Genomic DNA, 15,704 nt, shown 5'->3' on the forward strand with positions numbered 1-15,704 from the left:
GTCCCTGCTCATGCATTCGTCTTTCATGCCACCCCGCCAGGTCAAGATCGGTGACGCGGCGGCCTTCGCCGGCACCACGCCACGGGCGATTCGCCATTACCACGAGATCGGCCTGCTCCCCGAGCCTGAGCGGGGCGGCGATGACCGCCGCCGCTACGGCTACGAGGACATGATCCGACTGCTGTGGATTCGCAAGATGGCCGACGCCGGGATCGCCCTCGACGAAATCCGTGACGCCTTTACCACCGGCACGGCTTCCGCCGGTGCGGACAGCGGAGACGGTATCGCGGGCATCCTGGAGCGGTTGGAGGAAACCCTCGCCGAGCAGGAGGCGGAATCGGGGCGGAAACGGACCGCCGTGCAGCGGATGCGCACCGAAGGCAGCCGGATGGGCCTGCTCTCCGACTTCGTCACCGACCGTCTCAAGGGCCTGCCCGAGGGCTCCCTGCGTCAGGCCGACCTGGACACTCTGCTGGTCACTGAGCGGATCTTCGGCCCGCTCGGCGCGGCCGTGCAGGCCACCCGCTTCATCGCCTTGGCCACGCATCCCACTCTGCGGGAGGATTCCGACCGCATCGACGACGCCGAGGAGGCACTCGATGACAGTGTCGCCGTCGATGATCCACGGGTGGCTCACGTGGCCGTCGAGCGGCACGCCTTCGAAAGCGCCCTGCAGGCCGTCATCGAGGAGTCCGGCCTGGATAATGACGACGATGCCCTCTTCGACGCCTGGGACACTTTGCACCCCGCTCCCGCCGATGACGGCGCGGACGAGGCCGACCTCGGCTCTGGCAGGCGGGAGGCTGACTCCATGAGCGCGTTCGAAGCCGTCGGCACGATGCCCTACGACGCCTCCCCAGCCCGACGGCGCTGTATGGAACTGGCCATAGAACTATCCGCCCACGACTCACCCGCTACCTAGAACACGGCCTAGTCGCCCAGGTCGGGGCGCGCGCCCGGCTGGTGGAGGGCTCGGGCGGCGAGGTTCTGGGCGCGGGCGAGGGCGTCCTTGGGGTGCTTGCCGACCAGCCAGGGCGGCAGGAACCCCGCGATGAACGCGTCGCCGGCGCCGATCGACCCGGGGGAGGGCTCCACCGGCTCGGCCGGCACCTGCTCGGTGTCGTCGCGTGTCTTGGAACCCCAGAGCGCGCCCTCGTCGCCCAGCTTGATCACGACGTTGGGGAACCAGGCGGTGAGCACCTTGGCGGCGGCTTCGGGATCCTCCCTGCCCGTCAGCACCTTGGCCTGGTGGGGGTTGGCGAACAGCAGCCGGGCCCCGTTGGTCCAGTCCAGGAAGTTCTCCGCGCCCGCGCGCTCCAGCGGGGCGTGCGAGCCGCCGTCCACCGAGATCGACATCCCGGACTCGCGGGCCATCCGCAGAGCCATCCGGCCGGCGCGGCGGGAGTCGGGGTTGATCAGGGTGAAGCCGGAGACGTGCAGGTGGCCGTCCGGACCGAAAACGTCGCGGGGCAGGTCCTCGGGCTGCAGGCGGGCGTTGGCGCCGGGGTCGCTGAGCATCGTGCGGTCGCCCTTGTGGGTGATCATGACGACGCAGGTCCCGGTCGGCCGCTCGGGGTCCATGACCAGCCGGGAGTCGATCCCGTAGCCCATGAGTTCCATTTCGCGGGTGCGGCCGGTGATGTCGGATCCGCGACGACCGACGAAGATGGTGTCGATGCCCTCCATGGCCAGCCACGCGGCCACGTTGGCGCCGGAACCGCCGCCGTAGGTCTGCACGGAGGAAGGTGTGTCGCTCCCACGCGCGAGAGGGTAGAACGCCCGTGCGACGCTGTCGGTCATGAGATCGCCGATCACGACCACTCGTGCCATTGCCTTGCCCACCACCTTGCGGTCCCGATATGGGGGACTATGCGCGACCATGCCCGAAGAGCCTGTGTGCTGACAGACGTTAACAGGTTAGAGGGAGACGTCGGGTAACGAAGTGGCAGAGCTGCGTGATATCGGACCTGCTGCCCGAAACTCGTTCGCGAGCCCGACCGCGAAGCGGTATCGGGCCGGGCGACGTGACCTGCGCCACGCCCGCCGACGACTCGAATAGGCTCAAACCGTGCAGTCATACCCGAACCAATGGGAAGCCGACGTGGTCCTCACCGACGGCGGCACCGCGCACCTTCGCCCCATCACCACCGATGACGGCGATCTCCTGCGCGCGTTCCACGACCGCCTGTCGCCGGAGACCATCTACTACCGCTTCTTCGCGCCCTATCCCAAACTCTCCTCGCGCGACGTCGAGCGCTTCACCAACGTCGACTACGAGAACCGCGTGGCGCTCATCGCCACCATCTCCGACGTCATGGTGGCGGTGGTGCGCTACGACAAGGTGGGCCCAGAGGAGGCCGAGGTCGCCTTCGTCGTCGAGGACGCCCACCAGGGCCGCGGGCTGGCATCGGTCCTGCTGGAGCACATCGCCGCCGCCGCCATGGAGCGCGGAGTACAGCGGTTCATCGCCGACGTGCTGCCGGAGAACCGGCGGATGATCAACGTCTTCCGCGAGGCCGGATACACCGCCCAGCAGTCCTTCGACGAGGGGGTCATCCGCCTCACCCTGGACCTCGAGCCCACGCACGACGCCGAAGAGGTCATGCGCGCCCGTGAGCAGCGCGCGGAGTCGCGCTCCATCGCGCGCCTGCTCTTCCCGGGCTCGGTCGCGGTGATCGGCGCCAGCCGCACCGCCCACACCATCGGCCAGTCGGTGCTGCGCAACCTGCTCGCCGGCGACTTCCAGGGCCCGGTCTACCCCGTGCATCCCACCGCCAAGGCCGTGGCGGGCGTGCGCGCCTACGCCAGCATCATCGACGTGCCCGACGCGGTCGACCTGGCCGTGGTGGCCGTACGCGCCGACATGGTCGTCGACGTCGTCGAGGAGTGCGCGCAGAAGGGCGTTCACGGGCTCGTGGTCGTCAGCTCCGGCTTCGGCGAGGCCGGGCCCGAGGGGCGCGAACGCCAGGACGAACTCGTCCGCACCGCGCGCGCCGCCGGGATGCGGGTCATCGGCCCCAACTGCCTCGGCGTCGCCAATACCGACCCCGCCGTCTCGCTCAACGCCACCCTGGCCCCCTACGTGCCGCCGCGCGGTCCCATCGGGTTCTTCTCCCAGTCCGGTGCGCTGGGCCGGGCGATCCTGCAGCGCGTAGCCGAACGCGGCATGGGACTGTCGACGTTCGTCTCGGCCGGCAACCGCGCCGACGTCTCGGGCAACGACCTCGTGCAGTACTGGCAGGAGGATTCGGCCACCAAGGTCGTGCTGCAGTACCTGGAGTCGCTGGGCAACCCGCGCAAGTTCACCCGCCTGGCCCGCCGGCTCGCCAAGGAGAAGCCGGTGGTGGCCGTGCGCAGCGGCGGCTCCGCGGGGGTGCCCAGCGGCCACGCCGCCGGCGCCCTCTCGCTGCCCGACTACGCGGTGACCTCGCTGTTCGAGCAGGCCGGCGTGGTGCGCGTGGACGACATCACCCAGATGTTCGACGTCGCACAGCTCTTCGCCTACCAGCCGCTGCCGGCCGGGCCGCGGATGGGCATCGTCGGCAACTCCGACTCGCTGGGCCTGCTGGCCAAGGACGCCTCCGTGCGCCAGGGCCTCAAGCCCCGCGACCCCATGGCGCTGGGGCCCACCGCCACCGCCGAGGACTTCGACAGGGCGCTGGCCGAGCTGCTCGCCGACGACTCCGTCGACTCCGTGGTCGTGGTGTTCATCCCAGCCCTGACCCCCATCTCCGACGACGTCGCCGAGGTGATGCGGGCGCGTGCCGCCACCGCGGACAAGCCCATCGTCACCACCTATCTCGGCTACCAGGGGCTGCCCGCCGAACTGCGCCGGATCGGCGACAACGGCGAGACCGTCACCGGCTCGATCCCCTCCTATCCCGCCCCCGAAGACGCGGTCCGGGCGCTGGCCCAGGCCACCCGCTACGCCCTCTGGCGCGAGCGGGAAAGCGGGCGCCACCCGGAGCTGCCCGACATCGACGGCGCGCGGGCCAGGTCGATCGTCGACCGGGCGCTGGACAAGGGCGGACGCGACGACGAGGAGACGACGGTCTGGTTCACCAGCGAGCCCGTGCTCGACGACGAGTCGGCCGCCGACCGCGAGACCGCCTACGGGCTGCTGTCCTGCTACGGGATCGACGCCGTGCCCTTCATCCCGGTCTCCAGCGCCGAGGAGGCGGTGCAGGCGGCCGACGAGCTGGGCTACCCCGTCGTGGTCAAGGCCAACGCCCTGGACATGCGGCTGCGGGCCGGCGGCACCGGTATCCGCGCCGACCTGCACACGGCCACCGACGTACGCGGCGCCTTCGTCGCGATGGACGAGCGGCTGGGGACCGACGCCAAGCTCGTGGTGCAGTCCATGGTCGTGCCCGGGGTGCCCACCGTCATCCGCGCGGGCGAGAACCCCTCGTTCGGCTCGGTCGTGGGCTTCGGACTGGCCGATGTGACGGCGGAGCTGCTCGACGACCGCGCCTTCCGGCTCGCTCCGCTCACCGACACCGACGCCTCCGACCTGGTGCACGCCGTACGGGCGGCGCCGCTGCTGTTCGGCCTGCCCGCCGGTGCGACCAGCCTGGCCGAGCAGCCCAACATCGAGGCGCTGGAGGAGACGCTGGTGCGGGTCTCGCGGCTGGTGGACGCCTTCCCCGAGGTCGCCCACATCGAACTCGACCCGGTGATCGTCAACTCCTCGGGCGCCCACGTGCTGGGAGCGCGGGTGTGGCTGCGGGAGTCGTCCGACCGCCGGATGGACTCCGGGCCGCGGCGCCTGCGCAACGTGACCTTCTAGCGCACCCGCCTACGGCCCGTGGGGCCGACCCGATCCGGCCGCTCAGGCCGGATCGGGCTGAGGCTCGGGCTCGGGGTCCGGCGGCAGCGGTCCGGGCTCGGGCTCGGGATCCGGGACGGGATCGGGCGGCAGCGGCCCCGGCTCCGGCAACGGAGGGCCGCCGGGCTCCGGGGGTGCCGGTACTGGAGGCACGGTTGCGTACATGCCCCGGGTGCTACCCGCAATCGCCGGGCTTTCCACTTCCACTGCGGCTCGGTCGGTCGCCGAGCCAGGCCACGGATCCGGCGGCGGGGGCGGCGGCTTCCGCGGTGCGGCGGCGAAGACCGGGGCAGCGAGCATGTGCGATCTGTCGTCAAGAGAAGGCAGGATGGAAGCATGAGGAAAACGCGTGCCGTGTCCACCGACTGGCGCTTGGAGATCGAGCGCAGCGGCTACTATCCGGCCCTGGTGATCGACGCCGTCGCCACAGCTCTCGGCGACGAGGAGGCCGAGGCCTTCGTCGTCCACCACGAGGCCACCTTCGATCCCGCTCTGGAGATGCGGCGGCACATCACCGTCCTGCTCCTGACCCCTACGCGGCTGCTGGTCTGCCACACCGACGAGCACCCGCCCGCCGAGTCGGGGAGCCGTCCGCACGCATCCACCACCACCGACGCCATCCGTCTCGGCAACATCCAGTCGGTGGCGCTGACCCGTGTCGTCTCCGACCCCGCCAACTACGTGCCCGGAACCCTGCCCAACGAGGCCGTGCTCAGCATCGGGGTGGGGGTGAGCCCCGGCGCCATCGCCAACATCGACCTGGAACCCGCTTCGTGCAACGACGAGTCCTGCGAACTCGACCACGGCTACACCGGAGCCATCACCGCCGAGCCGCTGACCGTGCGGGTCAGCCAGACCGCTGACGGCACCGACTCCGTGTCCAATCTGATCCACTTCACCGATGTGCTGTGCGAGGCCACCGGCACCTGAGCGGCCGCGAGCGGGCAGCAGGCGACAGGGAGCGCAGGGCCGCGGGCGAAGGCGCAGGGCGAGCCCCGCCGCCGGGGCGGGGCGGCCCGGACACCGTCGGAGGCCCGGCCGCCGACAGGCGCCACGGAGGATCCGGCCACCGGGGAAAGGGAACCAGGGAACCAGGGAAGGACCGCTTGTGCCCGTCGACACCGCTGACCTCACCGCACCCCGCTACGACTCCTCGCTGGCCTCGCTGACCACCTCGGTCCTGGCGTCCCTGGGCGTCTCCGGAGAGGCCGACCTGCTGGGGCTGCCGCCCGTGCGGCGTGCCTGCGTGCTGCTCGTCGACGGCATGGGCTGGGAGCTGCTGCGCGAGAACCGTGTGCATGCGCCGTTCCTGGCCGGGCTGCTGGAGACGGGATCGCCCATCTCCGCGGGGTGCCCCACGACGACCGCCACCAGCCTGACGACGGTGGGCACCGGCCTCGTGCCCGGCTACCACGGCGTGGTGGGCTACCAGGTCGCCATCCCCGGCACCGAGCGCGTGCTGAACCAGCTGCGGTGGGGCGATCCCGAGATCGTCCCCGAGGACTGGCAGCCGCACACCACCGCCTACGAACGCGCGGAGCGGGCCGGCGTCCGCACCGCCTACGTCGCCGCCGACGCCTACCGCGGCAGCGGGCTCAGCCGCGCCTCCGCACGCGGCTGCCGCTACGTCGGCGCCGACAGCGTCACCGAACTCGCCGTGCGCGCCGGCGAGGCGCTGGCGGGCGACGACCGCGTGTTCGCCTTCGTCTACCACTCCGACCTGGACTCCTTCGGCCACGTCTGGGGCGTCGACTCCCCCTACTGGCGGCTGCACCTGGGCTACGTCGACCGCCTCGCCGAGCAGATCGCCGACTCCCTGCCGCCGGACACCGCCCTGTACATCACCGCCGACCACGGCATGGTCGACACCGCGCCCGAGACCCGCATCGACATCGAGTCCGGACCCGCCTTCAACGCAGGGGTGCGCCTGCGCGCCGGCGAGCCGCGCGCTCGCCAGATCTACACCCGCGAAGGCGCCGCCCCCGACGTCGCCGCCGCCTGGCGCGAACTCCTGGGTGAGCGCGCGCTGGTTCTCACCCGCGAGGAGACCCTGGACCAGGGGCTGTTCGGCGAGGTCGACGACGCTGTACGGCCCCGCATCGGCGACGTCGTCGCCCTGGCGCGCGGAAACACCGCCCTGGTCGCGCCCGAGTCCGAGCGCACCGTCAGCAGGCTGATCGGCCACCACGGCTCCCTGACCGCCGACGAGCTGCGGGTGCCTCTGTTGCGGGTCAGTACCGTGGCCTAGGGTGTCCCCGTGAATACCGGAGACCCCGCTCCCGACTTCGAACTGCACGACCAGGACGGCACCGCCCGCACCCTCAGCGGGCTGCTGGCCGAGGGCGGACCCGCGGCGCTGTTCTTCTACCCGGCGGCCATGACACCCGGCTGCACGGCCGAGAGCTGCCACTTTCGCGACCTCGCCGCCGAGTTCGCCGACCTGGGCGCCCAGCGTGTGGGAATCAGCGCCGACGCGGTCGACACCCAGCGCGCCTTCGCCGACAAGAACGGCTTCGACTACCCGCTGCTGTCCGACCCGGACGGCGCCGTCACCCGCAGCTACGGCGTCCGGCGCGGCGGCCCGCTGGGCGCGCTGTCCCCCACGCGCCGCACCACGTTCGTGATCGACACCGATCGCCGCATCCGGCACAAGGTCACCAGCGAGCTGCGTATGCAGGCCCACGCCGACGGCGCCCTGCGTGTGCTGCGGCAGCTGCGCGCGGCGGGGCGAGGAGAATGAGGCGTGCGGTCGCGCCCCCGGCGGGTGGACGAGGCGTCCTGGGCCGTCGGCCACGACGGGCCTCCCAGCGGTGAGGGCCGCCCTCGCGGCCGCGAGTCCTGGCGGCCCGCCGGGACGCGGTCCCGGGAATCGTCGGGGAATCACACAGCACTAGGGAAGGGGCCGCCGAGACATGGCGGAGCAGAACGAGGCAGTGACCGCGGCGGCGGCCGAGGCCTCCGGCGGGGCGGCCGGAAGCGCCGGCACCCCGGGGGGCGGTACCGGCGAGGGCGCGGAGCAGGGAAACGCGCCGCTGGTGCGTCGCGCCACGGAGCGGGGCGTCGCCGTGATCACCCTGAACTCTCCGGCCAACCGCAACGCGCTGTCGGCACGCCTGCGCGCGGGCCTGGCCGTCGAGCTGGCGGCCGCGATGGAGGACGACGCCGTGCGGGCGGTGCTGCTCACCGGCGAGGGCCCGGCTTTCTGCGCGGGCGCCGATCTCAAGGAGGTCGCCGCGGAGCGCGCGGGGGAACCGCCGCCGGTCTCCGCCCCGGGCATGCCCGAGCTGTTCTCCGCGATCATGGAGGCGCCCAAGCCCGTGGTCGCCAAGCTCAACGGCCCGGCCCGCGCGGGCGGCATCGGCCTGGTGGCGGCCGCCGACATCGCCGTCGCGCCCGAGGACGCCACGTTCGCCTTCACCGAGGTGCGTATCGGCGTCATCCCGGCGATCATCTCGGTGCCCGTCGCCGCCCGGATGCACGACCGCCAGCTCGCGCGCTACTTCCTGACCGGTGAGACGTTCGGCGCCGCGGCGGCGGCGGAGGCCGGGCTCGTGACGAGCGCGGTTGCGCGCGAGAAGCTGGACTCGGCGACCGAGGAGATCCTCGACGGCTTCCGCGCAGCGGCCCCTCGGGCGCTGAGCGCGACCAAGGACCTGCTCGGGCGCGCAGAGGCGGTGGCGCCGCGGGAGCGCGCCGCCGCGATCGCCCGCCTGGGCGAGCTGTCCGCGGAGTATTTCGCAAGCGAGGACGCCGCCGAAGGCCGTGCCGCGTTCCGGGAGAAGAGATCCCCGAGTTGGGTGCTGTAATGGACGACGTGACTTACTCAGGAGATACGCGGGTCGGCGGACCCGCCGACGTACGTGAACTGCCCGAGCTCACCATCAGCAAGCTGGCCGTCGGTCCGATGGACAACAACGCCTACCTGCTGCGGTGCCGCCGCACCGGCGAGGCCGTGCTGATCGACGCGGCTGCGGAGGCCGACCGCATCCTGGAGCTCATCGGGCAAGACGGCCTGGCCCGAACCATCACCACGCACCGCCACCCCGACCACTGGGGCGCCTTGGCCGAGGTGGTCGGAACCACGGGCGCGCGTACCGTCGCGCACCCGGACGACGCCGACGAACTTCCGGTCTCGGTGGACGAGCCCGTCGAGAACGGCTCACGCGTCCCCGTGGGGGAGTCCGAACTCCGCGTCGTCCACCTGCGTGGACACACCCCGGGCTCGATCGCGCTGCGCTACGACGAGCCCGGCGGTCGCACCCACCTGTTCACGGGGGACAGCCTCTTCCCCGGCGGAGTCGGCAAGACGACCAGCCCCGCGGACTTCCGGTCCCTCATCACCGACGTCGAGGAGCGCGTCTTCAACGTCCTCGGCGACGACACGTGGGTCTACCCCGGGCACGGAAAGGACACCACTCTCGGCGCCGAACGCTCCAGCCTTCCGGAGTGGCACGCCCGCGGCTGGTAAGCCCGGCCCGATGACCGCCCCGGGACCTGCCTGGGCGGCTGAGGTCCGCGATCCACGAGCACACGCGTCCCCGGCACCGACCGACCCGGCGCCGGGGACGCGTGCTTCCGACGGCCGCTGCCCGGGAGTAGGGGCGGTGGATGTCGGTGCGGTCGGAGCGGGGCTCGGCTTTCGGCACCCCGGTGCCTTCGCCGCCGCCGGCGGGCGCCCGGCCGTCCGCCTGCCGCACCGGTCAGCGGCGCTCCGCTGCCGTAGCGGCGCCCGGCGGCGCCGCTACGGCAGGTCCGACTCCTCGTCCTCGCTCTCCTCGTGGACCGCGCTCTCTTCCGCGCTGTAGGCCTGGCGGTCGACGCCCGGGTCGCGGGCGATCATGGTGCCCTCATGGTCTTCGCGGACACCCTCGTCCGTCTCGACGACCCGGACACCGCCGGTTTCGTTCTCGGGGCCCGGCGGCGGGAACTCGTCGGCGGTGCGGGCGGTGCTGCCCACGGCGCCGGGAACGTCGGGCCGCTCGCGGGAGAGCGCCTCGTCGAGGGGTTCTCCGGACTCCTCGAACGGTATGCCCGACTCCTTCTCGGTGCCGGTCGAGCCTGACTCGTCCAGCGCGGTGGGTACCCGGTCCGGCAGCGACTGGTCCTCGGTGCTGTCCTCCTGGGCCGGCAGCCCGGCTTCCTCCCAGTCCGCCGCGGTCTCGTTGACCGGGTCCTCCGGGTACTCGTTCTCCTCCGGATGGTTCTCGCTCATACGCACCCACTATCCCCGCGCCCGGGCGTCTAATCGCCTGCTGACCTGGGGCGCCGCCGAGGGAAGCGGCTCTGTCGGCGGCTCGCGCGAGGGTGCTTCGCCGCCGGAGGTCCTCCGACCGCCGCTTCTCCTCAGAACGGCGACGTCCGGTCGGGAAGCGGGCGCCGGGCAACGAAGCCGAGGTCGGTGCGGTGATACCAGGCGAGCTCGGGCTCGCCCTCAAGCCAGCACAGCCGCACCGAGACGCCGTCGAGCAGCGCGGGGAAATCGATGAGCAGCGGGGCGATGCCCTTGACCTCGATGCCGTTGTCCACGAACCAGCTCTGCAGCTCCATCAATCGGGCCTCGGTGGCTTTCAGCTCGGCGCGCCCGCCCAGCGCAGAATCGCCGCCGCGCAGGTCGGCGGCGAGCTCGGCGAGGTCGGCGCGCAGGGTGACCAGTTCCTCCGCCGTGCGGTGGACCTCGGGCATGAGTTCGCGGGCCTCGGCGAGGGTGAACACGTGCGGCTCGCTGCTGCGGCCTTCGGCGAACGGGTCGGCAGGAGGCGGTGCGGCGTCGTCGTCCATACCCGAACGCTAGACCATTCCGTGGTTCCCGCGCCGGGGCGGGCGCGGCCGCGCGGACCTCTCATCCTGCGCCGTAGCAGACGAAGCCGGCCTCGGAGAGGTGGTCGGCCACTGCGCGGGCGGGTGGGATCCCCGCCTGAAGCGCCCCGTGGAACGCCAGCATGGCCGAACCGATGCCCTGGTCGCTGACCGGCAGTACCCCGGCGACCACGACACGGCCGCCCATGGCGAGCAGAGACGCGGTCATGCCCAGGGGAGCCCCCGACGACGCCGGCGTCGAGCCGCCCACCCAGCACGACGACAGTACGGTCACCCGCGGGGCGCGGGCGAGGCGCTCGATGTCGTAGGCGAACAGCGGCCCGTCCTCCAGCTGCACCGCAGCGAGCATCGGGGTCTGCGCCGACGCCGAACCGTGCGCGGCCAGGTGGGCGAGCCCGGCGCCCTCCAAGCCTCGCAGCACCTCGTCGACGCGCGCCGCCGGGCCGCGCAGCACCCCGGCGTGCGGGTAGACCGACGCCAGCGCGTCCACCTCGCCGACCGCGCCCTCGGGCGCCTCCCCGGCGGCCAGCAGCACCCGCCCGCCCGCAGCCCGCCGGCCGTCGCCCGCTGTGTCGCCGATGCCGGCCAGCCACACCCGGCCCGAGGGCGCCACGCTGATCTCCCGACCCCGCATGCTCGGCAGCAGCCCCCACGGCAGCGCCTGCATCGGTGGAGACGGCACGACGACCAGAGGCCGTTCCCCGACCGATGCGGCGACCGGTGCGAGCAGCAGGCGCTCGACCAGACGGGCCGCCGCTGCGACGCCGTCGCGCGCCGTCGGCCCCTCCCGCCCGGACAGCACCCGCGCGCGGGCGGCATAGGCCAGCTTCGCCACGGCCTCCTCCACGGCGGGCGCGGACGGAAGCGGGTGCAGGCGCGCGCGGCCGTCGACGACGGTGATGGCGGCGTCGGTGCCGTGGACGCGCACGTAGCAGACGAATGCGCGGTCCGCCAGCCGCCGGGACAGCGCGGCGGCCGCGGAAGGCTCGGCCTCCGCTTCGCCGTCGCCCTCGGCGGTCATGCAGTCCGCGTGCCATTGGGCGGTGCTCAGCGTTTCGGCGATCGCGGGCAGTTCGCGGCGCGCGGCCGTGTCGCCGCGGTGCGCGCGGGCCTGCAGCGCGCGGCACCGGTCCAGCGTCTCCAGCCACGCGTCGTTGCGGCACGGCCCCGCGGGCCGTGCCGGCGCGGACGCGAACTCGACCCAGTCCAGCGCCGCCGGTGCATCGCCCGCGCGCATCGCCGCCCGTGCACCCGCCGCGGCGACCTCCCGCCGGTGGGCGCGGGCATGGACGAGCAGCTCCAGGTGCCGCGCGGGCCGCAGCCCTGCGGGGCGGTCCAGCAGTCGGCCGCGGGCCGCCCGGTGGTCGCCCGCGGCGATCACGCGCAGCGCCGCCGTCTCGGGCGCCGACGGCAGCATCGCCGATACCGGGCCCAGCGGAGCGCTGTACACGCAGTGGGCCAGGGCCGTGGCGGTCTCGGCGGTGTCCGCGCCGCCCGAGTCGACCCGAAGGGGCGGCGGGCCGCCGGAGGCATCGTGGGCGTCGGCGCGGCGGCGGCTCGGGGGCGCCGTGCCGGTCCCCGCGGCGTGCTCCAACCGTGTCGCCGTGCCGCCGGGCCGCGCGCCGGGCGTGCCGGAGCCGGGGCCGCCGCATCCGCTGCTCCGGCGCGCGCGTGACGAAGGGCGGGTGAACCGCGGCGGTGCCGAGCGCTGCGCGGGGACGGCGCTGTGGCGGGCGGACCATTCGATCAGGCGGGCGAGCTCGGCCCAGAGGGAGTCGTCGCAGAAGCCGCGCCGCAGCCGCCGGGCGAGGTCGCGGGCGGCGCCGGCGTCACCGCGTGCCAGGAGCACCTTGGCCTGCAGCAGTCCCGCGGTCGCCGCCTCCGTCGTCGCCCGGCCGCCGCCCGTGCGCCCGGCGGCGGTGCCCAGTTCGCCCAGTCCGCTCAGCATCCGGGCGGCCTCGCGGTGCATGCCCGCCGCTAGCAGGGCGTCGGCGTGGTCCATGCGCACGAGGGGCAGCCGCTGTACCGGTACGAGCGACTCGGCCTCGCCGAAGCAGGAGACGGCGCGGGCCAGGTCGCCGGTGCGCACCGCCAGGCAGCCGAGGTTCTGCAGCGCCACCCCGCGCAGGGCGGTCTGCCCGCTTTCGGCGGCGTGGCGGAGCGCGTCCTTTAGGTCGTGGCCCGACTCCGCGAGACGTCCCGCATACATCAGCGCCAGCCCGCGGTTGCTCAGCACGCCCGGTAGCAGGTTCCGGTCGGTCTCGTCGTCGAGGACGGACAGGGCCGCGTCGAACCCGTCGACCGCTGCGCCGAAGCGGCCGTGCTGAGCGGCGGCCAGGCCGTGATGGGTCAGCACCATGGCCCGCGCCGAGGCGGTGTCGGCGCTCAGCCGGGCGAGCGTCCGGGCCGCGACGCCGCCGCTGCCGCGCATGGCGAGCAGGCCTAGCCGGGAGGCGCGGGCGTGGGCCGCATGCTCGGCGTCGCCCGCTCGCGCCGCGACGGCCGCCGACTGGCGCAGCAGGCGTTCGGCGCCCGCGGGATCGCCCAGCTCGCGGCGGGCCGCGCCCAGCGTCCGCAGGGCGATCGATCGGGTGGTGGGGGTGCAGTCGCCGTCGAGGATCTGCTCGGCGCGGCGCCGGGCCAGGTCGGGGTCGCGTGCGACAAGGGTGATCGGATCGAGGGTGCCGTCGAGCCGCCCAGGGGTCATGGGGCAGTGCCTTTCGCCGCCGGTGCGAGGGGATGTCCGACGGAGCGGGGGCGAGACGTGCGGCCGTCGCCCGCCGTTTCCGTATACGCAACGCGACAGACGGTACTCACCCGGTTGCGCAGTCGTGTAGAGCGAAGGATCGAGCTGTCCGGATCATCCCGGTACGTGACACGGCCGTCCCTGTATCAACCGGGACATAGCGTTCTCCGAAGCCCTGGCCGCAACCCCGGGCCGGAGCCGCCGCAATCCCCGCATAGCAGGCGCAACGGCGACCAGGGGGTGGGCGCGGACGAGAACGGCCCCCACCGTCGGTCCGCCTGCGTGGACGTCTGCATGGACGCCGTCTGCGCGGACGGCGTCTGCGCCGGGCGTGTGCGACCCGGTTTCAGAGGGTGAGCCAGGGGGTGGCCAAGGGGGCCCCTGCGGGGTGGTGGAGGACGAGGCTGATCGGGCCGGTGGGGATGGCGGAGGCGACGAAGGCGCCGCCCTCGTCGACAGCGGACCAGGCGCTGCCCTGTGCCGTGCGGATCTCGACCGAGGTCGGACCCGGCGGGTCGACGCGGCCGACCAGGGTGCGGTGGTCGTCGTCGGCGGTGACCTCCAGGCCCACGGAACCGTCGGAAGCGTCGAACAGCAGGTAGCGGGGCGCCTCGGCGAGGACGCCGGAGTCGCGGATGCGGGCGGGCGGTGCGTCGACGGAGTCGGTGCGCAGCTCGGTCATCACGGCGTCGTCGCGGCGCGCGGCGTAGGCGGCCTTGGCCGCGGCGCGGACCGCGCCGCTGACGGGGCCGCTGGGTCCGTACTCGGCCTGCAGTTCGGCGATCAGGAGGTCGAGGCCGGGCTCGCCGGCGTCCTCGTCCCGCGAATGGGGAGCCGCCCGCTCGGGTGCTCCGTCGCTGCTGCCGGTCATGCGGGTGCCTTCCCTGCGCCTATCGCCTGCCTGTGCCCGCCTGCCGGGCCTTGTCCTGCGCCCTTCCGTCCTCCGGCCCCGCGCGCACGGCCGAGTCCTCAGCGCCGCTGCGCCCGCCCGGATCTCCGCTCCGCCGCTGCGTCCCGTAGCCCTGCTCCGTGAGCAGGCGCTGCAGCCGGCGGCGGACGCGGCGGCGCACGGTCGGAACTTCGGTCGGCCGCAGCCCTGCGAACTCGGCGACCTCGGCAGCGGGCGAGCGCGGTGCATGCAGCTCCAGCACGGCGACCGTGCGGTCGGGCTCGCGCAGCTCGGCGATCGCGCAGCGCACCAGCCTGTCGCGCTCGGCCGCCATGGTGATCTCCTCCGGGCTGCGGTGGTCGACCGCGTGGAGCCGTTCGGGATCGGCCGGCGGGGCGCGCCGGGCCAGTCGGCGGAGTTTGCCGCACTCGCGTTGGGTGGTGGTCGCCAGCCAGGGGCCGACGCTCTCCGGGGTCCGGATTCGGGACAGGTGCTCGGCCAGATTGGACCACACGGTCTGCTCGGCGTCCTGGGCGTCATGGGCGGACAGGCCGTGGCTGCGCACGACGGCGCGCACCCGCACGGCGAACCTGTCGATCAGGGCCTCCCACGCCGTGTCGTCGTCGCTCAAGGCGCGCTTCACCAGCTCGCCCGTCGAGGCCTCGGCGTAGGACTGGTCAGCCACCCGCACCCCCAGTAGACTCTCAGCTCCCGCCTCGCGCGCACGGCAACAGTAGCCGCTCGCCTGAGGGGAAGCGGGGGGAACACCGGATCCGGTCGTGGCGGACCTGGTGCCGATGGTGCCGATGGGGCACAATGGGCCCAGGAAAATCCAGGACGGACAGCTCCTCTTCGGGTACGAGGGCGTCGGGGAAGCGCACTCGTTCGTATCAGGAGGTTCGGTGTCCGCACGTGGCGTCTTGTACGTCCACTCCGCGCCTGCGGCGCTGTGCCCACACGTCGAGTGGGCGGTCGCGGGTGTGGTTGGCGTGCCTGTGAAACTCGACTGGAGCGCTCAGCCGGCGGCTCCCGGTGCTCATCGCGCCGAGCTGAACTGGCAGGGGGCCCCGGGTACCTCGGGTGCCATCGCATCGGCACTCAACGGTTGGCAGAAGCTGCGCTACGAGGTCACCGAGGAGGCCACTCCCGGTTGCGACGGAGTCCGCTACAGCTACACGCCCACCCTGGGGATCTTCACCGCAGTCACCAGCGCCGCGGGCGAGGTGATGGTCTCGGAGTCGCGGCTGCGCAACGCCGTCGAGCGCGCCCAGGCCCACGAGGGCGTCGACCTCGGTGCCGAACTGGACCGGCTCACCGGCCGGGTCTGGGACGAGGAACTCGAACCCTTCCGGTACGCGGGCGACGGTGCCCCGGTGCGCTGGCTGCACGCGGCCGGCTGAAGGGCGCGGCGGGCCCGCCGCGCC

At 73.3% G+C, this 15,704-nt stretch carries 14 protein-coding genes; 8 read left to right on the forward strand and 6 right to left on the reverse strand.

Annotation, left to right across the window (positions count from 1 at the left end):
- Positions 1–10 precede the first annotated feature (10 nt).
- The gene (locus LP52_RS14915; RefSeq protein ID WP_040274209.1) at positions 11–922 is read left to right on the forward strand and encodes a MerR family transcriptional regulator; all 912 of its coding nucleotides are present in this window, start codon (positions 11–13) and stop codon (positions 920–922) included.
- An 8-nt stretch (positions 923–930) separates the two neighbouring features.
- On the opposite strand, the gene LP52_RS14920 is transcribed toward LP52_RS14915, so the two are convergent.
- Positions 931–1,821: a carbohydrate kinase family protein gene (locus LP52_RS14920; protein WP_052809865.1), complete on the reverse strand. Its 891-nt coding sequence runs from the start codon at positions 1,819–1,821 to the stop codon at positions 931–933.
- 247 nt (positions 1,822–2,068) lie between these two features.
- On the opposite strand from LP52_RS14920, the gene LP52_RS14925 reads away from it, so the two are divergent.
- The 6 genes from LP52_RS14925 (at position 2,069) to LP52_RS14950 (ending at position 9,296) form a co-directional block, all read left to right on the forward strand.
- Positions 2,069–4,789, forward strand: a complete 2,721-nt coding sequence (locus LP52_RS14925) for a bifunctional acetate--CoA ligase family protein/GNAT family N-acetyltransferase (protein ID WP_040274212.1) — start codon at positions 2,069–2,071, stop codon at positions 4,787–4,789.
- A 375-nt stretch (positions 4,790–5,164) separates the two neighbouring features.
- Entirely contained in the window at positions 5,165–5,758 is a 594-nt protein-coding gene (locus LP52_RS14930; RefSeq protein ID WP_084723205.1) for a DUF5998 family protein, read from the forward strand.
- Positions 5,759–5,936: 178 nt separating this feature from the next.
- The gene (locus LP52_RS14935) at positions 5,937–7,076 is read left to right on the forward strand and encodes an alkaline phosphatase family protein (protein ID WP_040274216.1); all 1,140 of its coding nucleotides are present in this window, start codon (positions 5,937–5,939) and stop codon (positions 7,074–7,076) included.
- A gap of 9 nt (positions 7,077–7,085) precedes the next feature.
- Positions 7,086–7,568 (forward strand): peroxiredoxin, encoded by a 483-nt coding sequence (locus tag LP52_RS14940; protein WP_040274218.1) that lies wholly within the window; start codon positions 7,086–7,088, stop codon positions 7,566–7,568.
- Between the two features lie 172 nt (positions 7,569–7,740).
- A complete protein-coding gene (locus LP52_RS14945) occupies positions 7,741–8,634 on the forward strand; it encodes an enoyl-CoA hydratase-related protein (protein ID WP_084723207.1) in 894 nt (297 codons plus the stop codon).
- Between the two features lie 8 nt (positions 8,635–8,642).
- Positions 8,643–9,296 (forward strand): MBL fold metallo-hydrolase, encoded by a 654-nt coding sequence (locus LP52_RS14950; RefSeq protein ID WP_040274266.1) that lies wholly within the window; start codon positions 8,643–8,645, stop codon positions 9,294–9,296.
- Between the two features lie 273 nt (positions 9,297–9,569).
- On the opposite strand, the gene LP52_RS25810 is transcribed toward LP52_RS14950, so the two are convergent.
- From LP52_RS25810 to LP52_RS14980, 5 genes are all read right to left on the reverse strand, one after another.
- On the reverse strand, positions 9,570–10,040 hold the full coding sequence (locus tag LP52_RS25810) for a DUF5709 domain-containing protein (protein WP_052809866.1): 471 nt from the start codon (positions 10,038–10,040) through the stop codon (positions 9,570–9,572).
- A gap of 131 nt (positions 10,041–10,171) precedes the next feature.
- A complete protein-coding gene (locus tag LP52_RS14965) occupies positions 10,172–10,606 on the reverse strand; it encodes a DUF2203 domain-containing protein (RefSeq protein WP_084723208.1) in 435 nt (144 codons plus the stop codon).
- A gap of 61 nt (positions 10,607–10,667) precedes the next feature.
- A complete protein-coding gene (locus LP52_RS14970; RefSeq protein WP_040274219.1) occupies positions 10,668–13,352 on the reverse strand; it encodes a CHAT domain-containing protein in 2,685 nt (894 codons plus the stop codon).
- 385 nt (positions 13,353–13,737) lie between these two features.
- The gene (locus tag LP52_RS14975) at positions 13,738–14,262 is read right to left on the reverse strand and encodes a hypothetical protein (protein ID WP_052809867.1); all 525 of its coding nucleotides are present in this window, start codon (positions 14,260–14,262) and stop codon (positions 13,738–13,740) included.
- 19 nt (positions 14,263–14,281) lie between these two features.
- Positions 14,282–14,965: an RNA polymerase sigma factor gene (locus tag LP52_RS14980; protein ID WP_084723215.1), complete on the reverse strand. Its 684-nt coding sequence runs from the start codon at positions 14,963–14,965 to the stop codon at positions 14,282–14,284.
- Positions 14,966–15,182: 217 nt separating this feature from the next.
- Between LP52_RS14980 and LP52_RS14985 the strand changes: the two genes are divergently transcribed.
- The gene (locus LP52_RS14985) at positions 15,183–15,680 is read left to right on the forward strand and encodes a DUF3145 domain-containing protein (protein ID WP_040274220.1); all 498 of its coding nucleotides are present in this window, start codon (positions 15,183–15,185) and stop codon (positions 15,678–15,680) included.
- The last annotated feature ends 24 nt before the right edge of the window (positions 15,681–15,704 follow it).

This window comes from Streptomonospora alba (genome assembly GCF_000826685.1).
Classification (GTDB): domain Bacteria; phylum Actinomycetota; class Actinomycetes; order Streptosporangiales; family Streptosporangiaceae; genus Streptomonospora; species Streptomonospora alba.